The sequence below is a fragment of the Azospirillum formosense genome, from assembly GCF_040500525.1.
Classification (GTDB): domain Bacteria; phylum Pseudomonadota; class Alphaproteobacteria; order Azospirillales; family Azospirillaceae; genus Azospirillum; species Azospirillum formosense_A.
The window spans coordinates 172,927-187,807 of record NZ_CP159405.1 but is presented as its reverse complement, the minus strand read 5'-3'; the positions used below and the strand labels follow the sequence as shown (position 1 = coordinate 187,807).

The window sequence follows — 14,881 nt, the reverse complement described above, 5'->3', positions numbered from 1 at the left end:
GCAAGGACCCGCCATGACCACGACCGCGGCCACCAACACGGCCACCACACCCCCCTCCGCCGCCGCGAAGAAGCAGACGGTGGATTACGAGGCGTTCCTCAAGCTGCTGACCGCGCAGCTGCGCAACCAGGACCCGCTGTCGCCCATGGACGCCACCCAGTTCATGACTCAGCTCGCCCAGCTCTCCACCGTGGAGCAGGGCGTACGGACGAACGAGACGCTGGGGCAGGTTCTGGACACGCTGAAGAACAGCGGCATGCGGTTGGACATGGCCTATCTGGGCCGCAAGGTGGAAGCCGCGTCAGACCGCATCAGCCTGTCGGAGGGCAAGGCGGAAATGGCCTACGCCATCGACGGGGCCGCCGCGTCGGTGAAGATCGAGGTGGTGAACGACGCCGGGCAGGTGATTTACAGCGCGCCCGGCAGCCCGAAGACCGGCCGCCAGACCTTCACCTGGGACGGCAAGCGCAGCGACGGCGCCACCGCCGCGGACGGCACCTACCTCGTGCGCGTGACGGCGAAGGACAAGGCCGGCGCGTCGCTGACCACCGCCACCGTGACGACCGATACGGTGAAGGAAGTGCGCAGCGTCAACGGCGAGACGGAATTCGTCCTGAAGGGCGGCGCCGTCGTGAAGGGCACGGACATCCTGTCCGCGTCGTAAAACCCGTCTTCAGCAAACGAAAAAACCCCTTCTTCCGCGACCGGAAGAAGGGGTTTTGCGTTGTGAGGCGCCGCGTCACTTGGCCGAGACGGTGCCGTTCCAGCCGGGCTCGACGCCCTTCATGTCGGGAAGCCGGTGGGCGATGCCCTTGTGGCAGTCGATGCAGGTCCGCTCACCCGTGAACAGGTAGGTCTCGTGCATCTTGGCCGCCCGCGGGTTCTGGCGGGTGATGTCCATGGATTCCGCGCTGTGGCAGTTGCGGCATTCCAGGGAGTTGTTGGATTTCAGCCGGTCCCATTCGTGGGTGGCCAGCTCCAGCCGCTTGTCGAGGAACTTCTCGCGGGTGTCGATGGTGCCGAAGATCTTGCCCCAGACCTCCTTCGACGCCTGCATCTTGCGGCCGATCTTGTGCGTCCAGTCGTGCGGGACGTGACAGTCCGGGCAGGTGGCGCGCACGCCGGAGCGGTTGGTGAAGTGGATGGTCTGCTTCAGCTCCTCGTAGGGGTTGTTCTTCATCTCGTGGCAGGAGATGCAGAAGGCCTCCTTGTTGGTGACCTCCAGGGCGGTGTTGAAGCCGCCCCAGAACATCACGCCGGCCAGGAAGCCGCCCAGCGTCAGGAAGCCCAGGCTGAAATGCACGCTGGGCCGCGAGAAGACGCGCCAGAAGCGCCCGGCAAGGCTCAGAAGGCCCTTCATTTGGCGCCTTCCTTTCCACCGGCCAGGATGCTGTCGATGTCGCGGAAGCGGTTGCCGGTGATCGGCTGCGCGTCGGTCTGCGGCACGTGGCACTGGGTGCAGAAGTAGCGCCGCGGGCTGACCGCGCCCAGCGTCTGGCCGTCGCGGTCCTGGAAGTGGGTGACCGAGATCATCGGGGCCTGCGAGCCCTCGGTGTTCTTGCGGTCATGGCAGGTCATGCACTTGTTGATGTTCAGGTCGATCTGGTAGTCGCGGATCGCGTGCGGGATCAGCGGCGGCTGGTCGGCGTAGTTCCGCGCCCGCTTGTGATCGTCGGTGATCTCCTTCGCCATCGGGTCGGCGGGGATCTCCTGGGTGATCGGGTGCGGGCCGGAGGGAACCTTCGCGGGGGCGGCCCCGTCCGCGGCGAACACGCCGGACACCAGGAGCGGCATGGCCGCGGCCAGCGCGAGGGCGGCAAAGGTGATGCGGGTCTTCATGGACGGGCTCCTCACGCGACAGGAATGATCTTGACCGCGCATTTCTTGAAGTCGGTCTGCTTGCTCAGCGGGTCGGTGGCGTCCAGCGTCACCTTGTTGATGAGCACCGTGTGGTCGAAGAAGGGCACGAAGACGAGGCCCCGCGGCGGCTTGTTGCGCCCCCGCGTCTCGACCCGCACCCGCACCTCGCCGCGGCGGGAGGCGATGCGCACCTCCTGCCCGCGCCGCAGGTTGAGGTCCTTGGCGTCGTCGGGATGGATGAAGACGACGGCGTTGGGGAAGGCCTTGCGCAGCTCCGGGACGCGCAGCGTCATGGAGCCGGAGTGCCAATGCTCGACCACGCGGCCGGTGCAGAGCCAGAACGGGTAATCCTTGTCCGGCGATTCCGCCGCCGGCTCATAGGGCAGCGCGAAGATGTTGGCCTTGCCGTCCTTGTTGCCGTAGAAGCGCACGCCCTCGCCCGCCGGAACGTAGGGGTCGAAGCCCTCGCGGTAGCGCCACTTCGTCTCCTTGCCGTTCACCACCGGCCAGCGCAGCCCGCGCTCCTGGTGGTACATGTCGTACGGGGCAAGGTCGTGGCCATGGCCGCGCCCGAAGGTGGCGTATTCCTCGAACAGGCCCTTCTGGAGATAGAAGCCGAAGGCCTGCGACTCGCGGTTCTCATAGGCGGGATCGCAGTCGCTCAGCGGGAAGGCGTTGACCTGACCGTTGCAGAACAGCACGTCGTACAGGGTCTTGCCGCGCACCTCGGGCTTCTTGGCGATCAGCTCCTCCGGCCACACCTCCTCGATCTTGAAGCGCTTGGAGAACTCGACGACCTGCCAGAGGTCGGAGCGCGCCTCGCCGGGGGCGCCGACGAGCTGGTGCCAGACCTGGGTGCGGCGTTCGGCGTTGCCGTAGCCGCCTTCCTTCTCCACCCACATGGCGGTCGGCAGGATCAGATCGGCGGCGAGCGCCGTCACCGTCGGGTAGGCGTCCGACACGACGATGAAGTTTTCCGGGTTGCGGTAGCCCAGGTAGGTCTCGTTCGCCGTGTTCGGCGCCGTCTGCATGTTGTTGTTGCACTGGACCCAGTAGGCGTTGAGCTTGCCGTCCTTCAGCATGCGGTCCTGCTGGACGGCGTGGTAGCCGACCTTGTCCGGGATCGTGCCTTCCGGCAGCTTCCAGATCTCCTCGGCGTGCTTGCGGTGCTCCGGGTTGGTGACCACCATGTCGGCGGGCAGGCGGTGCGAGAAGGTGCCGACCTCGCGCGCCGTGCCGCAGGCCGAGGGCTGGCCGGTCAGCGAGAAGGGACCGCAGCCCGGCTGGCTGATCTTCCCGGTCAGCAGATGGATGTTGTAGACGAGGTTGTTGGCCCAGACGCCGCGGGTGTGCTGGTTGAAGCCCATGGTCCAGAAGGACATGACCTTCACCTTCGGGTCGGCGTACAGCTCGGCCAGCGCCTCCAGCCGGTTCTTCGGCACGCCCGACAGCTCGTGCGCCTTCTCCAGCGTGTAGGGCTCGACGAACTTCGCGAACTCCTCGAAGGAGATCGGGTCGGACTCGTTGGCCTTGGCGACGTTCTTCGCCTTCTGCTCCAACGGATGCTCGGGCCGCAGGCCGTAGCCGATGTCGTCGCGGCCGCGCTTGAAGTTGACGTGCTTGGCGATGAACTCCTGGTTCACCCGGCCCGTCTTGATGATGTGGTTGGCGATGTAGTTGAGGATCGCCAGATCGGACTGCGGCGTGAAGACCAGACCGATGTCGGCGAGGTCGAAGCTGCGGTGCTCGTAGGTGGACAGGACGGCGACCTTGCAGCCCTCATGGGTCAGCCGGCGGTCGGTGACGCGGGTCCACAGGATGGGGTGCATCTCCGCCATGTTGGAGCCCCACAGCACGAAGGCGTCGGCCTGCTCCATGTCGTCGTAGCAGCCCATCGGCTCGTCCATGCCGAAGGTGCGCATGAAGCCGACCACCGCCGACGCCATGCAGTGGCGGGCGTTGGGGTCGAGGTTGTTGGAGCGCAGGCCCGCTTTCATGAACTTGGAGGCGGCGTAGCCTTCCATGATCGTCCACTGGCCGGAGCCGAACATGCCCACCGCGGTCGGACCCTTCTTCTTCAGGGTCTCCTTCCACTTGGTGGCCATGATGTCGAAGGCCTGGTCCCAGGTGATCGGGGTGAATTCGCCTTCCTTGTGGAACTGCCCGTCCTTCATGCGCAGCAGCGGCTGGGTCAGCCGGTCCTCGCCGTACATGATCTTGGACAGGAAATAGCCCTTCACGCAGTTCAGGCCGCGGTTGACCTCGGCCTTCACGTCGCCGTGGGTGGCGACGATGCGCCCCTCCTTCACGCCGACCATGACGCCGCAGCCGGTGCCGCAGAAGCGGCAGGGGGCCTTCGACCAGGTGAGCTTGGCGTCGGCGCCGGCCGTCAGGGTGCCGGCCTCGGCGGGCTGGATGACGGACGGCAGGCTCACACCGGCCGCCGCCGCCGCGGTCACGGCGGCTTGGACCTTCAGATAATCACGGCGGGTCAGGGACATAGGGGGGTGCCTCCTGGGGCGGGTCGTCTTTTCTTGGACGGACGTCAATGGGCGTGGGGGACGAGGGCGGTGTCGGCGGGCATCGGCTCCGCGCAGCGCTCGGCGTCCTCGTAGTGGTGATAGACCAGCGTGGTGGTGTGGACGCCCGCCATGGCGTTGATGTCGGCGATGCGGTCCAGGACCTCGGCTTCCGTCGCGGTTTCCAGCGTGACGATGGCCTTGCCGTTCTCCGACGCGTGCCAGTCGGCGCCGGCGAGCCCGCGGACGACCTCCTTCAGGGCGGCGGTGCGGTCCGGCGCGTGCTGGATGACAAGGCTGGAAATGTGCAGTTCGGGCATGGCCGCCTCACATCCCGCCGGAGTGGGACAGGATCTGGTACATCCAGACGGAGAATCCGTAGGCCCCGACCAGCCCGATCGCCAGGAACGGCCAGATCAGGATGGAGAGAGCGAAGAAGACCAGCCCCTCGAAGCGGCGGGTCGGAGCGGCGGTGTCGGCGGTGCGGGCGGGCGGCGCGTTCATGGCGATCCCATGGATTGATCGAACGGTATCGCCGCGGAGCTTCATCCTTTCGCATCATGAGTGGCTTGACCGAGGTCAAGTGCCGGCACCGACTCAGTCCCTAAGTACCGGTACCTTCGTCGTTCCGGACGTTTTGCCGCACGTCAACGCAAAACCCTCCCCCGCCGGGCGCGGGGGGAGGGGTTTTGCGGCAACGAACCGGGATTGGGTGGGCTACAGCCGGGTGTTCTCCTGGCGCATCAGGCGGTCGATCAGCACGCCGCGCACGAGATCGGGGCCGAGCTGTTCGACGGCGGCCTGCTTCAGGGATTTGGCGACGGCGGCGGGATCGACCGACGGACCGTCGAAGGCGCCCGCCCCCGCCATGCCGAACAGGGCCTGCAGCAGGGCGTTGCGCGCGTGGGGCAGATGGCGGCGCAGCAGGTTGGCCTGATCGGTGCTGCCGGTCTGGAGGGTGATCTGGGTCAGGATGAAGGCGTTGGTGCGGCCCTCCACCAGCACCGGGACCATCAATTGCCCGACCTCAACATAGAAGGGGCCCGGGCCGTCGGTGGGCAGTTCCGGCCCGGCGCCGGCCGTCTGCTCCACGGCCTTCTCCTCGGCGCCGAGCGTCAGCTGCAGGCGCCCGAGGCCGTAGCCGACCGCCGCCGCCAGCGCGGCGCAGAGCACGAAGACCGAATATCGGCTGGGTCCGGGACGGTCCGCCATGGTCGCGTCTCCCCGCGGCTCAGAAGGGCATGATGATGTCGAAGACCTGCTGGCCGTAGCGCGGCTGCTGGACGTCGGTGATCTGGCCGCGCCCGCCGTAGGTGATCCGCGCCTCGGCGATCTTGTCGTAGTCGATGGTGTTCACGTTCGTGATGTCCTCGGGCCGGATGACCCCGGCGATTCGCATCTCGCGCAGCTCGTAGTTCACCCGCACCTCCTGCCGGCCGGCGATCACGAAGTTGCCGTTGGGCAGCACCTCGGTCACCACGGCCGCGGCGCGCATGGCGATGCGCTCGTTGCGCTGGATCGTCCCGGTGCCGGAGGAGGAGGAGGAGCTGTCCATGTCGACGAGGCTGGACGGGTTCACCGCGTCGGGCAGCACGGCGGGCAGCCGCGACTCCAGCCCGAAGAAGTTCGGCACGCCCGCCGATTCGGCGCTGGAGCGCTGGCGCTGCGTCTGGTTCTGCAGCTGCGCCTGATCGGCGATGTTGATGATGACGGTCAGCAGGTCGCCCACCTGTTTGGCCCGCGGATCGCGGAAGAAGTCGCGGGACCCGGTACGCCACAGCGAACTCGGCACCTGCTCGTTGGTGTTGGGGCGCGGCATCGGCATGGAGATGACGCGCGCCTCCGGCGCCATGGCGGGGTTCGAGATCTCCGACAGGCGCGGCGCCTGTCCCACGTCGGCCAGCCGCCCGCAGCCGGCGAGCGCCACCGTCAGGGCGAGGAAGGGAAGCAGGACGCGGCGGGGCGGAAGCGTGCGCATGGCGGTTGATGTCCTTGATTTGGACTCGGGAGACTGGACCCGGGTGACTGGACCCGGGTGACTGGACTCAGAATTTCGCGGAAGCCGCGTTGGGCGGCATGGCGTCCGGAGGACCGCTGACGGTGACGGTCTGCGGGCCGGTGATGGTGCCGGTGACGACGATGTTGCTGGCGACGTTCATCACGCGGACCAGCTCCCCCACCCCGCCGTCCTGCAGGGCGCGGCCGCGCGCCATCAGCTGCAGCGGCCCGTCCTCGTAGACGAGGCTGACCGGCTTGTTGCGCTGGACCACCAGCGGGGCGCCGACCGCGGAGGTCTGGATCAGTCGCCCGGCCGAGAGCTGGCGGCGGCTGGCCAGCCCGGCCAGGGCGTCGCGGGAGGTGACGACGGCGCCGTTCAGCCGCTCCAGCGGCATCGGGATGGTGGTCAGGTCGCTGTCGGCGATCACCTCGCCGGGCAGGATGCGGCGCGTCGGCACCGGCACCTCGACCATGATGTCGGCCTTGGCCTTGATCTCCAGGACGCGCCCGTCGCTGCTCACCAGCGCGCGGACCAGACCGCCGCGCGGGTCGTAGGACAGGTCGCGCACCGCCTCCACCGGGCCGGAGAAGGGCACCGTCAGCACCACCGAGACCCGCGCGTCCGGCGGCACCGCCGGGCCGAGGGAGGCCGCCAGCTCCTGCGCCAGCAGCGCCTCCACCGCCCCCTCGCCGCCGGACAGGTACGCCGCCTGGGCGGGCGCGCCGAGCAGATGCAGCGCGACCGCGACTCCGGCCAGATGACGAACGGTACGCCGCATGGCGGTCACCGCATGTTCGACAGCGTGGAGGCCATCTGGTCGCCGGCCTCGACCACCTTCGCATTCATCTCGTAGGCGCGCTGGGCGGAGATGAGTTCGGTGATCTCCTGGACGACGTTGACGTTGGAGGATTCCAGATACTTCTGCCGGATGGTGCCGAAGCCCGCCTGCCCGCCGGTGCCGTCCTGCGGCTCGCCCGAGGCGGGGGTGGCGCGGAAGAGGTTGTCGCCCATCGCCTCCAGCCCGGATTCGTTGACGAACACGGTCATCACCAGCTGGCCCAGCACGCGCGGGCGGGTCTGCCCGTCGACAAAGGCCTGCACCTCGCCGGAACTGTTCACGGCGATTTCCCGCGTGCCCTGCGGCACGGTGACCTCCGGCAGCACCGGGTGGCCGTCGCTGGTCACGATGGTCCCCTCCGGCGACAGCTTGAAGCCGCCGGCGCGGGTGTAGGCGGTCTCGCCCGCCGGCATGCGGATGTTGAAGTAGCCGCGCCCCTCGATGGCGAGGTCCAGCTCGTTCCCGGTGGAGGTCAGGTTGCCGGTCGTGTTGATGCGGTTGACCGCCCCCGGACGCACGCCGAGCCCGACCTCGATGCCGGTCGGGATGATGGTGCCGGCGTCGGTGGACTGGCTGCCCTGGCGCCGTTCCGACTGGTACATCAGGTCCTGGAACTCGGCGCGCCCGCGCTTGAAGGCGGTGGTGTTGATGTTGGCGATGTTGTTGGAGATGACCTCGACGTTCAACTGCTGGGCCATCATGCCGGTCGAAGCGATGCTGAGCACGCGCATGGACGCAATCTCCTGGTTTTAAGCGGATTTGCCGAGGCGGTTGATGGCGGAGCGCAGCAGGTCCTGCCCGTCGTCCATCATGCGGGTGACCGACTGGTAGTCGCGCGTCAGCTCCATCATCCGCGACATCTCGGCGATGGACTGGACGTTGGATTGCTCCACCTTGCCCTGGACGATCCGCGTGTCGGGGGCCGGCAGCGGCTGGGCGTCCACGGCGTCGAACAGCACGTCCCCGGTCTGGGCCAACGCCTGCGGGCTCTCGAAGCGGACGACGCGCAGCCGGGCGATCATCTCATTGTCGGCGGAGACCAGCCCGTCGGTGCCGATCTCCATCCGGCTGCGGTCGGCCGGGATGACGATGGGCTGCTGGTTGTCGTCCAGATAGGGGAAGCCGCCGGCGTTCACGAGCTGCCCGTCCACGTCGCGGCGCATCCGCCCGTCGCGGGTGTAGCGCGGGCCGTCCGGCGTCTGCACCTGGAGCCAGCCGTCGCCGTCCAGCGCCACGTCGTAGGGGTTGTCGGTCGGCTTCAGGCTGCCGGCGGTGAAGTCGGTGTAGGTGGCGCGGTCGATGGTGAAGGCGATCTTGTCGGACGGCTTCATGCCGCCGCGCTCCATCGCCGCTTCGAACAGCATGCGTTCACCGCGGAATCCCGCAGTGTTCATGTTGGCGATGTTGTTCGCCACGACATCGAGCTGCCGACGCAACGCCACTTGCCGCGACAATCCAATGTAAAGGGGATTCTCCATCGCCGGACACCTTCGGTTTGAACGCCGCCTTAACCTAGGTGATGCAGTTTAAAGCCGGGTTTCAACCTGAGGCGCCGCGACGGGAACTGAACGGTGTCTTGGGGGATTTGATTCCGATTTAGATAAAATTTGGGGCAGTCGCGATGCATCCCTGCCGGACCCTGTCCATCTCCCTGGCCCTTCTGTCGGTCACCACCGCCCTGACGGCACCTCCCGCCACGGCGGAGGAGGCGTCAGCACCGATCACCGTGCAGACGGGCGACCACGCCGACTTCTCGCGTCTGGCGCTGGTCAACGCGCAAGGCGCCCCGGCGGTGGATGTCGGGAGCTGCGGCGGACGCGTCGCCTTTCCGCAGGCGGTCCCCTGGCCGCTGGAGGCGCTGAACGGTACCTATTCGCGGCGGCTGACCGGCTTCCAGACGGCGGAGGGCGGGCGCAGCCTGACCATGGACTGGCCCTGCGGCGCCCGCGTCACCGTGCGCCGCGAGCGGCGGATCACCTTCATCGACGTCACCGACCCTCCCCGCCCGGCGCGCAAGCCCGGCGCTCCCGCTTCGGCGCCGGCCGACACCACCCTGCTGGCCGAGGCGCCCGGCGCGTCGGTCTTTCCGATGATCGCGCCGCCGCCGGCTCCCGAACCGGCGCCCGCACCGGCAGCGCCGGTCAGCCTTGCCGAGCGGCTGAGTCCGGTCGCCAGCGCCCAGGCCCAGCCGGTCGTACAGCCGCCGCCCGTGGTGCAGGGACCGCCGCCGGCCGCGCCGCAACCAGTTGCCAAGGCCCCGCCCCCTGCCCCGCCGCCTGCCCCGCCGAAGTCGGAGCCCGCCAAGACGGTGGCCGCCGTGCCGCCGTCACCCCTGCCTCCGGCCCCTGCCCCGGCCGTCCAGGCCGCCCCGCCGATCCGCGCCTTCGACCTGGACGCCTGGGCCGGCGACGACTACCCCGCGCGCAAGCAGCATCTGGAGCAGCGCATCGCCGAGAGCCAGGGCCGCGCGCGGGTGGACGCGCTGCTCGCCATGGCCCGCTTCACGCTGGCCCGCGCCCTGCCGGAGGAGGGCCGCGCCGCGTTGGACGCCGCGGAGAGCCTGACGCCGGGGCCGGACCAGCGCTACGAGCTGCGCCTGCTGCGCGACGCCTTCCGCGCGCTGGACGGCACCGCCGATCCCGACGACAGCCAGTTCGTCCGCGCCCAGCCCAGCCCCGCCGCCGCCGACCACCATGTCTGGCGCAGCGCCACCCTGGCCCCCAGCCGCTGGACCGCCGCCAAGTCGAGCCTGCCCATCGCGCTGAAGCGGTTGCTGTCCTACCCCGCCGACCTGCGCGGACGCCTGCTCACCCTGCTCGCCGAATCGGCGGGCGAGGCGGCGGACGGCCCGTCGCTGAACCTGATCGTGCTGGAGATGATCACGCTGGACGGCATCGGCTCCACCGACGGGCGGCTGGACTTCTTCCGCGGCCGCTTGGCGGAGTTGCACAACGAGACCGCGGAGGCGCTGGCCCACTACAAGCGCGCCGCCGCCCTGCCCAACCTCTACGGCCACCGGGCGCAAGTGCGCTCCATCGAGCTGCGGCTGGCCAGCGGCGCACTGGACGATCCGGGCGCCATCGCGGAGCTGGAAAGCCTGCGCTACGCCTGGCGCGGCGGCGACGTCGAGACGGACGCGCTGGCCGCCCTGGGGGCCGCCTACACCCGCGCCGGGCGGATCGACGCGGCGCTCGACATCTTCGGCCTGCTCGGCCGCCGCTTCGGCGCGACGGCGCGCGGGCGGGCGGCGCTGACCACCGGGCGCGGGCTTCTCGACGCGGTGATCGGCCATCTGGAGACGACCCCGGGCAGCGCGCTCGACGCGCTGTCCCTGCAGGTGCGCTACGGACGTACGGTCATGCTGACCGACGACGACACCGGCACGCAGCAGCGCCGGCTCGCCCGGCTGCTGGCCCGCGGCGGCTTCACGCTGGAGGCCGCGCGCCTGCTCCACGGCCTCGCCGAGACCGCGCGCGGCGCCCAACGCGCGGACATCGGGCTGGAGCTGGCCCGCGTGCTGCTCGACGCCGGGCGCGGCACGGAGGCGCTGGCCGTGCTCGACCACACCGCCGGGCCGGCGGCGGACGCCCAGGCGACCGCCCCTGAGACCGCCAGGCGCCGCGCTCTTCTGCGCGCCGAGGCCTTCGCGGCGGAGGGCGAGGCCATGCGCGCCTTCGACGCGCTGCGCGGCCTGACCGGCCCCGAGGCGGCGCGCATCCGGGCGGACAGCCTGTTCCGGGCCGGCGAATGGCCGGCGGCCCGCGCCGCCTACGCCGAGCTGCTGGACGGACCCGGCGCGCCCCTGCCGGACGACGTCGCCTTCCACGCGCTGGCCGCCTTCCGGGCGGGCGACGACGCGGCGGTCACCGCCACCGCGGAGCGCCACGGCAAGGCGCTGGCCGGGACCCGCTGGGCCGGTCTGCTCGACGCCCTGGCCGTCCCGCCCGACCCGGCGGGCAAGCCGCTGTCCAGCGCCACCGTCGGCGGCCAGCTCGCCGCCGCCGACGCTCTGGCCGGCGTGCTGCGCCGGTGGAAAGCACCCTGACGGCCCCCGCCCCACACGACGGCTCCCTGAGCCCGATCCCTCTTTTCGGCCGAGCCGGAGGACACACATCATGCGTTTGCTGTTCGGAATCGTCGCGGTCTTCCTGAGCGTGCTCGGCGGCTTCGCCGCCATGGGCGGGCGGATGGGCGTGCTGTGGCAGCCCGTGGAGATCGTCATCATCGTCGGCGCCGGCATCGGCGGCTACGTCATCGCCAACTCCATGGCGGTGCTGCGCGCCACCATGCGCACCATCGGCGCGGTGGCTCGCGGCCGTCACACCAGCAAGGACGAGTATCTGGACCTGATCTCGCTGCTCTACGCCCTGCTGCGGCAGGCCAAGTCCAAGGGCGTGTCGAACATCGAGAGCGACATCGACAAGCCGGACGACAGCCCGATCTTCGCCCAGTACCCCTCGGTCTTCCGCCAGCCGCGCTGCGTCACCTTCCTGTGCGACTACATGCGCCTGATCGCGCTGGGACAGGACAACCCGCACGACCTGGAGGCCCTGATGAACGAGGAGATTGAGACCATCGGGCGCGAGCTGAACCAGGTGCCGAAGGCGCTGCAGAATCTGGCCGACGCGCTGCCGGCGCTGGGGATCGTCGCCGCCGTGCTGGGCGTCATCAACGCCATGAGCGCGATCAGCGAGCCGCCGGAGGTGCTGGGCCACATGATCGGCGGGGCGCTGACCGGCACCTTCCTGGGCGTGCTGCTGTCCTACGGTCTGGTCGGTCCGATCGCCGCCGCCGCCCGCCATCGCCGCGAGGCGGAGCTGACCCTGTTCATCTGCGTGCGCGCGGGGCTGGGCGCCTATCTGCGCGGCAGCCCCCCGCAGGTCTGCGCGGAGTTCGCCCGCAAGGTGCTGTTCGCCGACACGCAGCCGAGCCTCGCCGAGGTCGAGGTCGCCACCACCCTCTCCTCGCAGGCGAAGGCCCGCGAGGCGAGCCAGCCCGCCTGAGGCCCCGCCATGGCCCGCAAGCGCATCGAGCCGACGATCATCATCAAGCGCCGCTACGGCGAGGAGGAGGAGGAGCACAACAGCGCCTGGAAGCTGGCCTACGCCGACTTCGTGACGGCGATGATGACCTTCTTCCTGATCATGTGGCTGATGAACATCACCACGGTGGAGCAGCGCAAGGGCATCGCCGACTACTTCAACCCGGTTGCCCTGTCGCAGTCCAATTCGGGCGCCGACGGCATGCTCGCCGGGCGGGCGGTGGACAAGACGGGGGCGTTGTCCACGCCCAACGCGCCGGGGGAGCACAGCGTGCCGGTCGCCGCTCCGCCGGTGGTCGCCTCGCTGGGCGAGAGCGACCGCGAGCCCGCCGGGCGCAAGGACCCCATGCCCAACCCGCCGGGCGGCCGGAGCCAGACGGACCGCGACGCGCGGGCGGAGCTGGAGGCCCTGCTCGACCGCCAGACCGCGGCGCTGAGCGAGCAGCAGGGGTTGGAGAAGGCCGAGCGCGACCTGCGCACGGCGCTGGAGACGATGCCGGAGCTGGGGGCGCTCGCCGGCAGCGTCGTCATCGAGCAGACGTCCGTCGGCCTGCGCGTGCAGCTCACCGATCAGGCGAAGGTGTCGATGTACAACGTCGGCTCCGCCCAGATGAACGAGCAGGGGCGCCGGCTGATGCGGCTGGTCGCCGGCGCCGTCGCGTCGTCGCCCAACCGCCTCAGCATCACCGGCCACACCGACGCGCTGGGCTATGCGGACGGGGCGAAGTACGGCAACTGGGAACTGTCCAGCGACCGCGCCAACGCCGCCCGCCGCGAGCTGATCGCCGCCGGCGTGCCGGCCCGCCGGATCGTCCGGGTCGAGGGGCGCGCCGACCTCGACCATCTCGACGCCGCCAACCCGCTGGCCCCGCAGAACCGGCGGATCAGCATCACCCTCCTGAAGGCCGCGGCGGGGGAATAGCTCAGGTCGGGCTGGTCGTCGCCACCGGCCGCGCGCGGAGGAGCTGGATGGTGGTCAGGACGCCCAGCGCGGCGGCGGCGCTTCCCAGCAGGAAGACGCCGCCGTAGCCCACCCGGTCGGCGAGCAGCCCGGCCAGCGGTCCGGTCAGGCCGTAGGCGACGTCCTGGAACGCCGCGAAGGCGCCGAGCGCGGTGCCGCGGAGTTGCGGCTCCACGAGATGGACGACCTCCCGGCCCATGGCGGGAAAGATCAGCGAGCAGCCGAGCCCGGTCAGGAAGGCGCCGGCCAGCGCCGTGACGGGGTCGCCCGCGCTCCCCAGCAGCGCCTGCCCGACCGCCTCCACCGCCAGCGACCCCATCGCCACGCGCAGGCCGCCGAAGCGGTCCGGCAGATGGCCCAGCGCGAAGCGGACGAGCACGAAGCCGAGGCCGAAAGCGGTCAGGCCGAGCCCGGCGTGGGGCCAGCCCTCGTGGACGAAGTGCAGCGGGAAGAAGGCGCCGATGGCGGCGAAGCCGATGCCCTGGAGGCTGACGATGGCGCCCTGCCGCCAGATCCGCCCCAGCACGCGGCGGAAGGGCGGGCGGTCGGCGTCGGGATGGGTCGGGATGCCCTCCATGCGCCGGATCGCCAGAAGCCCGACAGCGGGCAGCAGCGCGCTGACCGCCATGACGCCGGAAAAGCCGAAGCGGTCGAACAGGGCCAGCCCCAGCGGTCCGCCCGCCGCGAAAGCGCCGTAGAGCGCCGCCCCGATCAGCGCCAGCGCGCGGCCCGAGCGCTGCGGCCCGACGATGCCGATTCCCCAGGCGATCACCCCGACCCCAACGAGGCTTTCGCCGACGCCGATGAGCAGGCGGCCCGCCACCAGCACGGAAAAGGCCGCCCATGGCGAAAACGATAGGAAGCCGGCGGCCATCGAGACCAACCCGCCGACCACATAGAAGGCCAGCCCCCGACCGACCGCGCGCTTGGCACCTTGGCGGTCGGAGACGGTGCCGGCGACACCGCGGCTGAGGATGGTGGCGAGGAACGCACTTCCCACGCCCAGCCCGGCCCAGACATTGTCCATCCCCAGGCCCCTGGCAACGAACAGCGGCACCACGGGAAGGGACAGGGCGACACAGAGGTAGGAGACGAACAGAACGGCGGTGAGGACGATCAGGCGGCCTTGCGCCGGATCACGCGCCGCCGCCAGTCTCGCTTGGGGACCCATGGTGTTCTCCACACTGGTCCCCGCCGATGGCCGTGGTTCGGCAACGCGAACGCACTCCGATCAGCGAGGATCGTTGAGTGCGTTGGTTGACGTTGAACGCTTACGGCCAGCGTGGCTGGCGATGCGCACAGGGTATCGGTCCCGCGGAGAAATGCAACAGGCCGCGTTGGCTTGGGCACATTTACGGGCTTCGCGCCGCGCTTCGGATTGATTTGATGGCTGCCATCGCAGCAACGGCGCGAGGGACAGGCGTGCGAACGGACCGACCTCAGGAAACCTGAGCTGACATGGCGGATGGGGTGGGATTCGAACCCACGGTGGGGTTGCCCCCACGCCAGTTTTCAAGACTGGAGCCTTAAACCACTCGGCCACCCATCCGATCAGCGCGTTCAGCGCTTTCCGCTGCGCTGTGTGGGCTCGGGGCCGATTGTTCCCCAAACTCGCCACCGGCCCCCAAGCGCTTTCAGGCGTTGGGGTTCAACGGACGGCGCG

The 14,881-nt window shown here is 69.9% G+C and carries 15 protein-coding genes and 1 tRNA gene; 4 read left to right on the top strand and 12 right to left on the bottom strand.

Annotation, left to right across the window (positions count from 1 at the left end):
- Positions 1–13: 13 nt before the first annotated feature.
- Positions 14–664: a flagellar hook assembly protein FlgD gene (locus ABVN73_RS25170; protein WP_353861808.1), complete on the top strand. Its 651-nt coding sequence runs from the start codon at positions 14–16 to the stop codon at positions 662–664.
- Positions 665–739: 75 nt separating this feature from the next.
- On the opposite strand, the gene ABVN73_RS25165 is transcribed toward ABVN73_RS25170, so the two are convergent.
- The 10 genes from ABVN73_RS25165 to flgF form a co-directional block, all read right to left on the bottom strand.
- Positions 740–1,360 (bottom strand): NapC/NirT family cytochrome c, encoded by a 621-nt coding sequence (locus tag ABVN73_RS25165; protein ID WP_137107353.1) that lies wholly within the window; start codon positions 1,358–1,360, stop codon positions 740–742.
- Entirely contained in the window at positions 1,357–1,839 is a 483-nt protein-coding gene (locus ABVN73_RS25160; protein ID WP_035682930.1) for a nitrate reductase cytochrome c-type subunit, read from the bottom strand. Before ABVN73_RS25160 ends, ABVN73_RS25165 begins: the two co-directional genes overlap by 4 nt.
- Positions 1,840–1,850: 11 nt before the next feature.
- Positions 1,851–4,361: a nitrate reductase catalytic subunit NapA gene (napA, locus tag ABVN73_RS25155; protein WP_353861807.1), complete on the bottom strand. Its 2,511-nt coding sequence runs from the start codon at positions 4,359–4,361 to the stop codon at positions 1,851–1,853.
- Between the two features lie 44 nt (positions 4,362–4,405).
- The gene (locus ABVN73_RS25150; protein ID WP_188262092.1) at positions 4,406–4,699 is read right to left on the bottom strand and encodes a chaperone NapD; all 294 of its coding nucleotides are present in this window, start codon (positions 4,697–4,699) and stop codon (positions 4,406–4,408) included.
- A gap of 7 nt (positions 4,700–4,706) precedes the next feature.
- Positions 4,707–4,883, bottom strand: coding sequence for a periplasmic nitrate reductase, NapE protein (locus ABVN73_RS25145; RefSeq protein WP_094305783.1), 177 nt, complete (start codon positions 4,881–4,883; stop codon positions 4,707–4,709).
- Between the two features lie 213 nt (positions 4,884–5,096).
- Positions 5,097–5,591 carry a hypothetical protein gene (locus tag ABVN73_RS25140; protein ID WP_353861806.1) on the bottom strand — a complete coding sequence of 165 codons (495 nt, stop codon included), beginning with the start codon at positions 5,589–5,591 and terminating at the stop codon, positions 5,097–5,099.
- Between the two features lie 19 nt (positions 5,592–5,610).
- Entirely contained in the window at positions 5,611–6,357 is a 747-nt protein-coding gene (flgH, locus tag ABVN73_RS25135; RefSeq protein WP_353861805.1) for a flagellar basal body L-ring protein FlgH, read from the bottom strand.
- A gap of 67 nt (positions 6,358–6,424) precedes the next feature.
- On the bottom strand, positions 6,425–7,156 hold the full coding sequence (gene flgA, locus ABVN73_RS25130) for a flagellar basal body P-ring formation chaperone FlgA (RefSeq protein ID WP_353861804.1): 732 nt from the start codon (positions 7,154–7,156) through the stop codon (positions 6,425–6,427).
- Between the two features lie 5 nt (positions 7,157–7,161).
- Positions 7,162–7,947: a flagellar basal-body rod protein FlgG gene (flgG, locus tag ABVN73_RS25125; RefSeq protein WP_014200150.1), complete on the bottom strand. Its 786-nt coding sequence runs from the start codon at positions 7,945–7,947 to the stop codon at positions 7,162–7,164.
- A gap of 18 nt (positions 7,948–7,965) precedes the next feature.
- The gene (flgF, locus tag ABVN73_RS25120; RefSeq protein ID WP_040138288.1) at positions 7,966–8,694 is read right to left on the bottom strand and encodes a flagellar basal-body rod protein FlgF; all 729 of its coding nucleotides are present in this window, start codon (positions 8,692–8,694) and stop codon (positions 7,966–7,968) included.
- 143 nt (positions 8,695–8,837) lie between these two features.
- On the opposite strand from flgF, the gene ABVN73_RS25115 reads away from it, so the two are divergent.
- From ABVN73_RS25115 to ABVN73_RS25105, 3 genes are all read left to right on the top strand, one after another.
- The gene (locus ABVN73_RS25115) at positions 8,838–11,261 is read left to right on the top strand and encodes a hypothetical protein (RefSeq protein ID WP_353861803.1); all 2,424 of its coding nucleotides are present in this window, start codon (positions 8,838–8,840) and stop codon (positions 11,259–11,261) included.
- A 70-nt stretch (positions 11,262–11,331) separates the two neighbouring features.
- Positions 11,332–12,219, top strand: coding sequence for a flagellar motor stator protein MotA (gene motA / locus ABVN73_RS25110; RefSeq protein ID WP_353861802.1), 888 nt, complete (start codon positions 11,332–11,334; stop codon positions 12,217–12,219).
- 9 nt (positions 12,220–12,228) lie between these two features.
- Positions 12,229–13,179: a flagellar motor protein MotB gene (locus ABVN73_RS25105; RefSeq protein WP_353861801.1), complete on the top strand. Its 951-nt coding sequence runs from the start codon at positions 12,229–12,231 to the stop codon at positions 13,177–13,179.
- Between the two features lies 1 nt (position 13,180).
- Here ABVN73_RS25105 and ABVN73_RS25100 read toward each other — a convergent pair whose 3' ends face one another.
- Together ABVN73_RS25100 and ABVN73_RS25095 are read right to left on the bottom strand one after the other, a co-directional pair.
- Entirely contained in the window at positions 13,181–14,389 is a 1,209-nt protein-coding gene (locus tag ABVN73_RS25100; protein ID WP_353861800.1) for an MFS transporter, read from the bottom strand.
- Positions 14,390–14,677: 288 nt separating this feature from the next.
- Positions 14,678–14,767, bottom strand: a tRNA-Ser gene (locus ABVN73_RS25095).
- Between the last annotated feature and the right edge of the window lie 114 nt (positions 14,768–14,881).

What these genes read in the sequence shown, in the direction of transcription:
- ABVN73_RS25105 (WP_353861801.1), top strand. Translation starts at nt 12,229, where the DNA reads ATGGCCCGCAAGCGCATCGAGCCGACGATCATCATCAAGCGCCGCTAC.
- ABVN73_RS25145 (WP_094305783.1), bottom strand. Translation starts at nt 4,883, where the DNA reads ATGAACGCGCCGCCCGCCCGCACCGCCGACACCGCCGCTCCGACCCGC.
- ABVN73_RS25140 (WP_353861806.1), bottom strand. Translation starts at nt 5,591, where the DNA reads ATGGCGGACCGTCCCGGACCCAGCCGATATTCGGTCTTCGTGCTCTGC.
- ABVN73_RS25115 (WP_353861803.1), top strand. Translation starts at nt 8,838, where the DNA reads ATGCATCCCTGCCGGACCCTGTCCATCTCCCTGGCCCTTCTGTCGGTC.
- flgA (WP_353861804.1), bottom strand. Translation starts at nt 7,156, where the DNA reads ATGCGGCGTACCGTTCGTCATCTGGCCGGAGTCGCGGTCGCGCTGCAT.
- flgG (WP_014200150.1), bottom strand. Translation starts at nt 7,947, where the DNA reads ATGCGCGTGCTCAGCATCGCTTCGACCGGCATGATGGCCCAGCAGTTG.
- ABVN73_RS25150 (WP_188262092.1), bottom strand. Translation starts at nt 4,699, where the DNA reads ATGCCCGAACTGCACATTTCCAGCCTTGTCATCCAGCACGCGCCGGAC.
- ABVN73_RS25100 (WP_353861800.1), bottom strand. Translation starts at nt 14,389, where the DNA reads ATGGGTCCCCAAGCGAGACTGGCGGCGGCGCGTGATCCGGCGCAAGGC.
- flgF (WP_040138288.1), bottom strand. Translation starts at nt 8,694, where the DNA reads ATGGAGAATCCCCTTTACATTGGATTGTCGCGGCAAGTGGCGTTGCGT.
- motA (WP_353861802.1), top strand. Translation starts at nt 11,332, where the DNA reads ATGCGTTTGCTGTTCGGAATCGTCGCGGTCTTCCTGAGCGTGCTCGGC.
- napA (WP_353861807.1), bottom strand. Translation starts at nt 4,361, where the DNA reads ATGTCCCTGACCCGCCGTGATTATCTGAAGGTCCAAGCCGCCGTGACC.
- ABVN73_RS25165 (WP_137107353.1), bottom strand. Translation starts at nt 1,360, where the DNA reads ATGAAGGGCCTTCTGAGCCTTGCCGGGCGCTTCTGGCGCGTCTTCTCG.
- ABVN73_RS25160 (WP_035682930.1), bottom strand. Translation starts at nt 1,839, where the DNA reads ATGAAGACCCGCATCACCTTTGCCGCCCTCGCGCTGGCCGCGGCCATG.
- flgH (WP_353861805.1), bottom strand. Translation starts at nt 6,357, where the DNA reads ATGCGCACGCTTCCGCCCCGCCGCGTCCTGCTTCCCTTCCTCGCCCTG.
- ABVN73_RS25170 (WP_353861808.1), top strand. Translation starts at nt 14, where the DNA reads ATGACCACGACCGCGGCCACCAACACGGCCACCACACCCCCCTCCGCC.